Below are 11,152 nucleotides of genomic sequence, written 5' to 3'. Positions count from 1 at the left end.
ATAAGATTGCGATATGCAATCTTATCCTTTTATTTTGTTTTATTCATTTTTCCATCAAATTCTGTAACAAATCTTGTTTCTCCGATAATTAATAATTGATCATTTGGTAAAATTATCTGGTCCGCCAATGGCGAAATAATCATTTCTTTCCCACGCCTGATACTAATCACATTCAGGTTAAACGTTGATCTAAAGTTTAACTCATCCAATGTTTTATTAACGTATCTTGGGTCCGTCATATCAATCTCAGCCAGTCGATACCCATCATCCAAATCTAGATAGTCTAGCAAGTGATTAGAGCTTAATGCCCTACCAAGTTTTATTCCCATATCTCGTTCAGGATGTACAATATGATCTGCCCCAACTTTTTGGAGTACCCGAGCATGATATTCATTTAAAGCCTTAGCCGTCACAACGGGAACGCCTAACTCTTTAACCATTAATGTAACCAAGATACTTGCTTGAATATCTTCACCAATTGCCACAATGACGTGATCAAAATTACGGATTCCAATTGACTTAAGTGCTTCATCATCTTGTGCATCCGCAACAACAGCATGCGTTGCAATATCCATATAGTCGTTTACCCTTGCTTCATCCTTATCAATAACCAAAACTTCTTGTCCGGATTCAATCAAAGTTTGACAAACACTTGAACCAAATCGGCCCAGTCCAATGATTGCAAAATTCTTTTTCAATTTATTTCACCCCACTTAATTTTAATAAAAAAAGATTAAGAACAAATATATTTGCACCTTAATCTTTTCTATTTAACTTTTATAAATTATCTTTAACATCCGTAATTTTAACATCAAAATTACCATTTGGTGTTTCAATCGTCACTGTTTCATTTAATTTATGACCAAGTAATCCCTTGGCAATTGGTGATTCATTAGAAATCTTACCAGACATTGGATCAGCTTCTGCCGCGCCAACAATCGTATACGTTTCCGCTTCTTCACCGGGTTCCATAAATGAAACTGTTTTTCCAACTGAAACTTCATCGTCGTCTATACCAGCATTATCAATAATTTCTGCATAATGTAGCATATGTTCGATTGTCTTAACACGACCTTCAACAAAGCTTTGTTCATCTTTAGCTGATTCGTATTCTGAATTTTCTGATAAATCACCATAGCTACGCGCAATTTTAATTCGGTTAATAATTTCTGCACGTGTTTTTGTTTTTAATGTTTCAAGTTCTTCTTCAAGTTTAACTTTACCGTCTACGGTCATTGGGTATACTTTATCTTCTGCCATTACTTACTCCTCTTAAAATTGATATGTTCAATATGCCTATCAGATTAACATTTAATGTTGCGATTGTAAACCGGTTACGTAAATTATTGCACGTAACCATTATCCGTTTGAGTCGTAGGAGAAAAGGCTTGATAATATTCGTATGTCTTAGAATACTCTATTTTTTTAGAATTTGAGTTGAAAATGAAATAGATATTATCTTTCTTCCTGTCCAACGGTTTTAATACGGCCTGAATGGAATCCAAGCTGGCATTATTAAACGGACCCGGTCCAAATCCTTTGTAGACATACAAATTATATGGTTTATCCGTATAATAGTCCGCCGATGTTAACTCTCTCTGCGGTGTGTTCAAAGCGTAACTAACTGAAATGTTCGATTGCAAAGGAATCTCTGCATCAATCCGATTAAAATAAACGCCCGCAATTTTCTGTCGATCGGCATGATTTGCCGTCTCCTTTTCAACTAGTGAAGAAAGCGCAATAACATTTTGAACCGTTAACTTTTGTTTTGATATCGTTTCATAATAAGGCGACAATTCATCATTGGCCTTAACAATCATTTGTTCAACAAGATCCTTCAACGTCGTTTTTTTATAAACAGTGTACGTTGCAGGGAACAGATAACCCTCTAAATGATATCTGACATTTTTAGACGCCATAGAGGAATTTAAAAGGTCCGGATATTTTTTGTCCAGATACGTTAAAAAAGTTTTATTTTTCATTAGTTTGATAAAATCGTCATACGAAAAGTTGGTTTTTTTAGCAATAGCTTTACCAATTTCATTGACTGTCGTTCCCTCACTAACTAAAACTTTAGTTAACGTATTTTGAATAGGTTCACTACTACCACCTTGCTGAAGGGTCCATGCAATCTTATCTAAACTCATAGATGCCTTAAGTTGATAATAACCACCTTTAAATTGTGAAACGTTTTTTTGTTTCACATAATAAGTATAAACAGTCCCACTTTTAATAATTTTATTTTTTTCTAAAATGGTTCCAATTTGTTTTGTATTTGATCCAATTGGAATATAAACCTGTTCAATTTTATTATTATTTTTATCTAAAGGGTCTAATGACGCTTTTATATAATTGTAGGTCATAAATAATATTGTCAGCAGTAACACGCACAATAATGTTATCACCCCTACAATTATTCTTTTAGCTTGTTTTTTATTATTCTCTGGTGGCAATTCTGGAGAGATATCCTCATTTTTCATTAATTAACCTCCTCACGCAGTATAACAATGGCACCCTTATACCGCGTTTAAAATTATCGGATGTCTGCCTTGAATGTTTCTTTCAAGGCCTCAATAACACGATTAAAATCTTTTGTCACATCTTCTTCAACCAACGTCTTAGTAGCATCTTGATAAGTTAACGTGTAGGCAAGAGATTTCATACCGGATTCGATATGAGAACCCTGATAGAGGTCAAATAAATGAATGTTAATTAAATGTTTTCCACCCTGTTCTTTAATTAATGTTTCAATATCACTGTTAGCTGATTCATTAGCAACCATTAAAGCTACGTCACGGGTAACTGCTGGGAATTTAGAAATAGGTGCAAATAACCGTTCTTCTTTTTTAGCATCAACTAATTTTTGAAGATCTAATTCAAAGACATATGTTTCCTTTAAATTAAATTCTTTAGCCGCGTTAGGATGAACTTGCCCAACGAACCCGATTAATTCATCTTTTAGATATACATCTGCCGTACGTCCTGGATGCATGTCTTCGTGACTTTCAGATGCTACGTATGTAACATCGTCAGTTAATTGTAGTTGTGTCAAAAGTTGTTCAACCACTCCTTTAATCATGAAGAAATCAACTGGTTGCTTATCACTTTGCCAGTTAGCAAGTTTGAATAAACCTGTCATTGCACCCGCAATATGTTCAATTTCGACGGGTCGATCTTCACCTTCACTACGGAAAAAGACCCTACCTTGTTCATAAAAAGCAATATTATCTGATTTACGTGCTTCATTATAGCTTAAATCGTCTAGTAAACCGCTAATTAAATTCATCCTTACAGTTGTTCGTTCTGAACTCATTGGGAACATTAAATTAGTTGTATACACATCTTTTTCTTCAAAAATAAACTTACCGGCTTTTTCTTCAGTTGTTAGACCATAGCTGATAGCCTCCGACAATCCGGCAGATTCCAAAATATGACGTGCTTGACGAACCAATTTTTGCTTGTAAGTATATTTACCAGGTGTCATCTCACCCGTTGGAAGAGTTGAAGGAATATTGTCATAACCATAAATCCGAGCAATTTCTTCAACTAAATCTGCTTCAATGCTGATATCCCAACGTCTTGCGGGTACTTCAACATTTAAAACTGATCCTCGATTGGTTACGGTAAATCCTAATTGTTGGAATAATTTAGTGATTTGCATTTCCGACAATTCAGTTCCCATCACATTATTTAAATGCGTCGTCGTTGTGTCCACAAAGGTTGATTCAGCTTCTAACCGGCTTGCACTGGCCGTACCGGTAACGACTGTTCCGTCACCAAGTTCAGCAATTAACTCAGCAGCAGCGTCAAGAGATTCTTGAACCGTAGCAACGTTAATCCCACGTTCGAAGCGCATTGATGCTTCACTATGGATGCCTTGAGAACGTGCCGTTTTTCTGACCATCGAATTATTAAATACGGCAGATTCAAGTGCAACCGTGACCGTTTCATTTGTTATCTGAGTTGATTCCCCACCCATTGTTCCAGCAATAGCAATAGCTTTTTCGCCATTTGTAATAACGATATCTGAATCTTTCAATTCGCGTTCTTCAGTATCTAACGTCGTTATTTTTTCACCGGCATTTGCCGTTCTTACTAAAATATCTTTGCTGCCTAATTTATTATAATCAAATGCGTGTAAAGGTTGACCATAATCCATTAAGATATAATTTGTAACATCAACAACATTATTAATTGGTCTAACGCCCGCGTTCCAAAGTCTAATCTGTAACCACATTGGACTTGCTTTAACGGTTAGGTCCTTAATAACACGCATAGAATATGTTGGTGCTAATGTATTATCTGGTAAAGCTAAAGAGACGTAGTCTTCAATTTTTTCATCAGAAGTTTCTTTTAAATCTGGATGTTTAAACGTAGCTGGTACGTCGTAATCTGCAGATAATTCATGAGCCACACCGCGCATGCTTAACATATCAGCACGATTGGGTGTGACATCAACGTCAATGATATCATCGTTCATACCTAAATAATCAAACACTGGTTCACCAGGAACCGCATCTTCTGGCATTACGTAAATTCCCTCAACAAATTCTTTAGGAACAACACTTTCAGAAAATCCAATTTCTTGTAACGCACAAATCATACCTTCTGAGGCTTGTCCACGCATTTTACCACGTTTTATTTTAACGTTGTCCGCAATTCTAGAATTTGGGAGCGCAACGATTACTTTTTGTCCTGCCGCGATATTTGGTGCGCCACAGACAATTTGAATCAATTCTTCTTCACCGACGTCAACTTGGCAGACACTCAGATGATCTGAATCTGGATGTGGCACTAAACTATCCACATATCCAACAACGATTTTTTTAAGTCCTTCAGAGGGACGTTTAACGCTGTCAATTTCAACAGCCGTTCGTGCTATTTTTTCAGCAATAACTTTAGGTTCAATGTCTAATGTTAAATATTCGTTTAACCAATTTTTAGATACTTTCATTATTTTCTAACCCCTCTTCGTAAATTGTGACAAGAAACGATTGTCATTCAAGTAGAAATTACGGATATCATCAATGCTATATTTAAGCATCGCAAAACGATCAGGTCCTAAGCCAAAGGCAAACCCACCGTAAACTTCAGGATCAACACCGGCCATTCTTAAGACGTTTGGATGGACCATTCCGGCACCTAATACTTCTAACCAGCCTGTATACTTACAGATTGAACATCCCTTACCATGACATTTAAAACAAGTGACATCAACTTCAACTGATGGTTCAGTAAATGGGAAATAACTTGGTCGTAAACGGATTTCTTGTTCTTCACCAAATACTGTTTTGGCAATTAATTCAATCGTTCCTTTTAAGTCGGCCATTGTTACATGTTTATCAATTACTAATCCTTCAAATTGATGGAATTGATGTGAGTGAGTCGCATCATCCGTATCACGTCGATAAACTTTACCGGGCGATACCATTTTTAATGGTCCTTTTGAAAAGTCATGGGTTTCCATTGTTCTTGCCTGAACGGGTGACGTTTGCGTTCTCATTAATAATTCCTTCGTAATATAGAACGTATCTTGCATATCGCGTGCAGGATGATCAGCGGGTAAATTTAACATTTCAAAATTATAATGATCTTCTTCAATCTCAGGACCAGAAACAACTTGATATCCCATTCCTAAAAAGAGATCTTCTAATTCTTCAATTACTTGCACAATTACATGTGGTTGTCCCAATTGAATTTGAGCTCCCGGTAAGGTTACATCTATTTTCTCTTTTTCTAATTTCTTAGCCGTCTTCTTAATTTCAAGTTCTTCATTTTTTAATCGAATTGCTTCTGCTAATTCATTTTTAATAGCATTAGAAAAACTACCGATTTTAGGACGTTCTTCGGCAGATAAATCTTTCATTCCTCTTAATACTTCCGTAATAGGACCTTTTTTACCAAGTAAATTAACACGAATATCATTAATTTGTTTTAAATCTTCTGATTCACGAATTTGTTTTAAGCCTTTTTCTTGTAGTTCAAGTAACTTTTCTTTTAAATCCATTAATATCGACTCCTTCGTTTGATTGTTTTTACCAGATTTTTTAGACGCAAAAAGGCCCCATCCCTAAAAAGGGACGAGGCCTCGCGATACCACCCTTGTTTTTGGAGACAAAAAGACCCCAAACACTCAAAATGATAACGGCCATTAACCGGTTAATTATTTTACTTAAATTAAAAATTACGTTAATTAACAGCTCCAGAAGTGAATTCAATATCTTATTTTATTGGTCAGTCTCAGTCTAGCTGCCCATCCCTTTGTTACCGAAGTAAGATACCTACTATTTTCTATCTAAGCCTTTAACACTATATTCATAGTTTAAAGGTATAAAAGCCTAGCGTCAAGTCCTACTCGCAATCTTTAAGCGTATACCATTTTTCTGACCATTCGTGAACACTTGTCATCATATTCTTCATGTCCTCACCTTGTTCAGTAAGTTCATAAGAACTACGACTCGTTTCGCCAATTGCACTTCTCGAAACAAGTCCAACCTCTTCAAGCTCTTTTAAACGTTCGACTAACACACGGTCACTGCATTTATCAACTTTTTGAGCTAATTCTTTAAATCGTTGAGGACCTTCATCCAACAAAACATTAATAATTAAACCGTTCCATTTTTTGCCCAGAATTGAGAAAGTTTTCTCAAACTTAGGACAGACTTCATAATTTGTTTTTTCTTGAATAATTTGCATTTTATCCCTCCTCCATTACTTTACTATTATATTTTATCATTAACTAACAAAAAGTAAACAAATTGGTCTACTTTCTAATAAACTAAAAAAGGGTCCGAAGACCCATTCTTTGTTAATCTTATTTTAAAATTGCAATTAACTGCTGGAAACCACGTTTTGATTTATTCTTCACTGGTGAAGAAACCTCGCTCGTTGCTTCATACTTATCAACCATTGTCACAATGTAACCTTCTGGATACTTAGGTGGTGCAATTGTTGCGCCCCACATGTGTTTAATGATGATATCTTTTTCCAAATCAGATAATGTTGTTAATTTTTCTGCATTTCTAACTGCGATACGAGGATGAATCCAGGCATGTGTACCACGATCAAATTTTGTTGTACGCCAATCGTAGTAAAATAAATCGTGCAGTAATCCGGCTCTTGCCGTTGCCTTAGCATTTAAATGTAATTTTTTTGCAATGCGATAACTATCATAGGAAACTGAAATTGAATGTTCTAATCTAGTAGAGAAATGGTGTTGCGTATATTCACTTAGCCTTTGAACTTCTGGTTTAGCCAAAAGATCGCCAACGTAGCTCATGTACAACTCATCATCAAGATACGAATCTTTTTTCATTTATTAACGCGCCCCCAGAATCATTTTTTCATATCTCCATCATATCTGATTAAGCGGCCAATGCAAGCGTAATCTCTTATCTTTAACAAATCGTAATAATCTTGTTATATCGTTTACAATTAGGCCTTAAGTTGAAACATTAGCACACCGGCGGCAATGGCTACATTCAATGATTCCGCACGACCTTTAATTGGAATATATAAGTTGGCATCTGTTGTATTTAACAAATCATTACGCATCCCATTACCTTCATTACCCATAATTAAGCCAAAATTAGCGGCGGCAGGTATTTCGCGATAACTACGTGCATCTTCGTTTAATTCAGATCCATAAAGAGGAATATGATTTTCTTTAAATAATGTTGCAACTTCCATTAAATCAGCATTCACCAATTGAATATGAAACTGACTTCCCTGCATTGAGCGTAAAACCTTAGGGTGATGACTGTCTGCACTGCCTTCACCAAAAATAACGCCAGTTAAACCAGCAGCATCAGCGGTTCTGACCATTGTTCCAATATTACCAGGATCTTGGACACCATCCAGCATCAGCCAGCCACCGGCGAGGTTATCAATTGACAGTTGACGATTTTCTTCCATCTCCACAACTGCATAGATTCCTTGTGGTGTACTCGTATCAGCAAGGTACAAGCTTACTTCGGACGAGATTTCAACTTGTTCAATCTCTGTATTTATAATGTCATCAAAATATCTGAAATCATTTGTAACAAGTAAATACTCAATTTTAGCATCTACCATTAGCGCTTCTTTAACAAGATGCCAACCTTCTAGTAAATACTTATTTTCTTTTTTTCGACCTTTTTTCGTTTGCAATTTTTTCCAATATTTTATTTTAGCATTCTGCGTTGAATTAATTTTTTCCATAATGTTACCCCTCTTACTATTATAATAATTATATCATAATTAAAATGTCATTAGTTGGTAGTTCTCATCTTTTCAAGTTATACTGAGGTAATAAAAGGGCTTACACTAATCTTATGTTATGGAGGATTATATAATGAATGCAATTCAAATTACTGTTTTTGGCCGTGTTCAAGGTGTCGGATTCAGATATACAACCAAAAGGTTAGCCGACAACTTAGGTATCTATGGGTCAGTGCAAAATAATTTTGATGACAGCGTCACAATTAAAGCAAGCAGTCCAGACAATACTCAGTTAGAAAAATTCATACAAAGAATAAAAAAATCACCCACGCCAGCTGGTAAAGTAACTGAATATACAGAAACCCCCTTAACTAATTATAATCCGACTGAATTTACCGTTCTTTACTAACCAGTATTTGTCTATATTTCATTGAAATCCCTTTATATTTAAAGTATAGTAATCGGTATAGTCATATTAAAAGGGGAAATAAATTAATGAAAAAGCTTAAACGTTTGACAATGCTCCCAATATTTATGGCGATCATCTTGTTTTTATCAGGATGTGTACGCCAAGACAAAAATGGTGATCCTTACGGAATGGTTTACGACTACTTAGCAAAACCTACCCAGGGATTAATTGAATGGTTATCAGCTCATCTAGGTAACAACTATGGTTTTGCAATCATCGTGATCTCATTCGTTATCCGAATGGCCTTGATGCCAATGATGATTAATCAATCAAAAAAGGCAACGGTCCAACAAGAAAAGATGGGTTCCATTCAACCACAATTAAAAGTAATTCAAGAACGTCAAAAAGCTGCGAAATCACCAGAAGATAAAGCGGCAATTAATCAAGAAATGATGGCCCTTTACAAAGATAATAACGTCAGCATGACCGGCGGAATTGGTTGTTTACCATTATTAATCCAAATGCCAATCTTTGCAGCCCTCTACGCGGCTATTCTTTACTCAGCAGAATTAAACGGTGCCGTATTCTTCGGTATCAAATTAGGTTCACCATCGATCATTTTTACCGTTTTATGTTTTATCGTCTACTTAGGTCAAGGATTCATCTCAATAATTGGCTTACCACCAGAACAAAAGAAAACAATGCAAATGATGTTAATTGCAAGTCCCGTTATGATGGTTTTTGTGACATTAAGTGCTCCTGCAGGTATTGGTCTCTACTTCTTCATTGGTGGAATCTTTGCTTGTATCCAAACATTTATTATTATGTTAATGCGTCCAAGAATTCGTCGAGAAATCCAAGCAGAGCTTGCTAAGAACCCACCCATCGTTAGAGAACATACGATCATTGACGATGTCGAAGAAACAGTTGAACGTACACTTGATAATGTTGAAGATAACATTTCAGATACGGCAAAAAAGAATCGTAATCGTAACGCAGGTAAACAAAATAGAAAATAAAAAAACGATTAAAACTTCGATTTGAAGTTTTAATCGTTTTTTGTATCCTCAGTAATTTTTTCTGAAGTCAAAGGTAATGAAATTCTGAAGATTGATCCACGTTTTTCAACACTCTCAACCACTAAAGTTCCTTTGTAACCCATTATCAATTTTTGTGCTATTGATAATCCAAGCCCATTACCACCTTTGTCACGACTTCTCGCCTTATCAACACGGTAGAAGCGATTAAAGACATTTTTTAAATCATCTTTAGAAATTCCCTCACCAAAATCTTGAATCGCAATTTGAACCATTTTCAGGTCTTTCGACGCCGAAATATGAATTTCTTTTCTTGTTTCTGAATATTTAACTGCATTATCCATTAAAATAATTAAAACTTGCTCTAAATGATTACGCGATATCTTTACTAAACTTTCTCCTTTAAAATCTTCATCCAAAATAAAAGTAAAATCTGGATGTATCATTTTAAAATCGTTAAAAATTTGTAAAACTACTAGTCGAACATCGGTTAATTCATTTTTAAATGTCATTTCAACTTGTTCAGCCCGTGATAAATCTAACATTTCTTGAACTAAACTCTTCATTCGATTAATTTCTTGTAGAGACGCTTCGATAGATTCGGCCAAAACTGCCGGATCATCTTTACCCCATCTATTCAATAATTCCATATGTCCCTGAATTATCGCGACGGGTGTCCTTAGTTCATGTGAAACGTCTTCAACAAATTGTTGTTGCTGATCGACATAACGCTCCATCCGATCTAACATACTATTAAATAAATCGGTTAAATCAGATAATTCGTCATTTCGATGCAAGTCGGGTACGCGGACGTGTCCAATTGGCGTATCCCCTTCATTTATGATGTCAATCGTCTCATTTACGACGTCAATCGGCCTTAGTAACCAAGATGCAAGAACATACCCTAACATCGCACTACCAAATGTAGCCGTAACGATTAAAACTATGAAAATTAGAATTAGTTTATTACTTATTTTGTGGTAATTTTCTAACGCATTAGCCACTTGTGCATAACCAATTTTTTTACCCGTCTTAGACGAATAGATGGCTCTTCTAGCGACGTAACCATTCACACCATCAATTTTCTGACTGATAAAAGTCATTTCATTTTTTTTAATAAATGGCACATTCAAATTTCTTGAAGCAAAAACTTCCCTTTGGTTCAAATCATAGATGCCAACCGCAATATTTTCTTTTGATAAATTAACAATCACGGCATTTGAATATAAATTATTTTCATCTTTAGACGGACTAGGGTCTGAATTTATTGGTTTTAGATGTTGTTCAGTACTCGCGACGGTTAACTCTTGGTTTTCGCGGCTTAACTGTTGTGTCACCGTTCTTAATGTATTTTGTACATCTTTTTTTTCTTTATCTAATAAAACGCCGCTAAAGCTCTGAAAAATAAGCGCAGAAAAAACGGCAAATATAAGTAATACTCCTATTGCCGTTCCCAATGCCCATTTCCATTTGAGTGACATGCGTCTTACTTCTTTTGGATGCTGGA

The 11,152-nt window shown here is 35.6% G+C and carries 11 protein-coding genes and 1 other annotated feature; of the genes, 2 read left to right on the top strand and 9 right to left on the bottom strand.

Annotated features, from left to right (window positions below):
- Positions 1 to 29: 29 nt before the first annotated feature.
- From N0K73_RS04530 to N0K73_RS04495, 8 genes are all read right to left on the bottom strand, one after another.
- Positions 30 to 698 (bottom strand): potassium channel family protein, encoded by a 669-nt coding sequence (locus N0K73_RS04530; protein WP_112249648.1) that lies wholly within the window; start codon positions 696 to 698, stop codon positions 30 to 32.
- Positions 699 to 777: 79 nt separating this feature from the next.
- Complete coding sequence (gene greA / locus N0K73_RS04525; RefSeq protein WP_057973405.1) at positions 778 to 1,260, bottom strand: transcription elongation factor GreA; 483 nt, start codon at positions 1,258 to 1,260, stop codon at positions 778 to 780.
- Positions 1,261 to 1,343: 83 nt separating this feature from the next.
- Positions 1,344 to 2,480 (bottom strand): endolytic transglycosylase MltG, encoded by a 1,137-nt coding sequence (gene mltG / locus N0K73_RS04520; protein WP_112249646.1) that lies wholly within the window; start codon positions 2,478 to 2,480, stop codon positions 1,344 to 1,346.
- Between the two features lie 53 nt (positions 2,481 to 2,533).
- Positions 2,534 to 4,954 (bottom strand): phenylalanine--tRNA ligase subunit beta, encoded by a 2,421-nt coding sequence (pheT, locus tag N0K73_RS04515; protein ID WP_112249644.1) that lies wholly within the window; start codon positions 4,952 to 4,954, stop codon positions 2,534 to 2,536.
- Positions 4,955 to 4,960: 6 nt separating this feature from the next.
- Positions 4,961 to 6,007 carry a phenylalanine--tRNA ligase subunit alpha gene (pheS, locus tag N0K73_RS04510; RefSeq protein ID WP_112249642.1) on the bottom strand — a complete coding sequence of 349 codons (1,047 nt, stop codon included), beginning with the start codon at positions 6,005 to 6,007 and terminating at the stop codon, positions 4,961 to 4,963.
- 66 nt (positions 6,008 to 6,073) lie between these two features.
- Positions 6,074 to 6,307: a binding site (T-box leader), on the bottom strand.
- A 44-nt stretch (positions 6,308 to 6,351) separates the two neighbouring features.
- The gene (locus N0K73_RS04505; protein ID WP_057973401.1) at positions 6,352 to 6,696 is read right to left on the bottom strand and encodes a winged helix-turn-helix transcriptional regulator; all 345 of its coding nucleotides are present in this window, start codon (positions 6,694 to 6,696) and stop codon (positions 6,352 to 6,354) included.
- Between the two features lie 118 nt (positions 6,697 to 6,814).
- Positions 6,815 to 7,315, bottom strand: coding sequence for an HD domain-containing protein (locus tag N0K73_RS04500; protein WP_057973400.1), 501 nt, complete (start codon positions 7,313 to 7,315; stop codon positions 6,815 to 6,817).
- A gap of 119 nt (positions 7,316 to 7,434) precedes the next feature.
- Positions 7,435 to 8,199 carry a TrmH family RNA methyltransferase gene (locus N0K73_RS04495; RefSeq protein WP_112249640.1) on the bottom strand — a complete coding sequence of 255 codons (765 nt, stop codon included), beginning with the start codon at positions 8,197 to 8,199 and terminating at the stop codon, positions 7,435 to 7,437.
- Positions 8,200 to 8,332: 133 nt separating this feature from the next.
- On the opposite strand from N0K73_RS04495, the gene N0K73_RS04490 reads away from it, so the two are divergent.
- Both N0K73_RS04490 and yidC read left to right on the top strand, forming a co-directional pair.
- Positions 8,333 to 8,608, top strand: a complete 276-nt coding sequence (locus N0K73_RS04490) for an acylphosphatase (protein ID WP_112249639.1) — start codon at positions 8,333 to 8,335, stop codon at positions 8,606 to 8,608.
- A gap of 86 nt (positions 8,609 to 8,694) precedes the next feature.
- Positions 8,695 to 9,627, top strand: coding sequence for a membrane protein insertase YidC (gene yidC, locus N0K73_RS04485; protein WP_057973397.1), 933 nt, complete (start codon positions 8,695 to 8,697; stop codon positions 9,625 to 9,627).
- Between the two features lie 29 nt (positions 9,628 to 9,656).
- On the opposite strand, the gene N0K73_RS04480 is transcribed toward yidC, so the two are convergent.
- Positions 9,657 to 11,126 (bottom strand): HAMP domain-containing sensor histidine kinase, encoded by a 1,470-nt coding sequence (locus tag N0K73_RS04480; protein WP_225416469.1) that lies wholly within the window; start codon positions 11,124 to 11,126, stop codon positions 9,657 to 9,659.
- Between the last annotated feature and the right edge of the window lie 26 nt (positions 11,127 to 11,152).

It is taken from the genome of Dellaglioa algida, from assembly GCF_030127605.1.
In the GTDB taxonomy this organism is placed as follows: Bacteria; Bacillota; Bacilli; order Lactobacillales; family Lactobacillaceae; genus Dellaglioa; species Dellaglioa algida.
The sequence above is the reverse complement of the archived record's forward strand: the minus strand, read 5'-3'. Positions and strand labels throughout refer to the sequence as shown.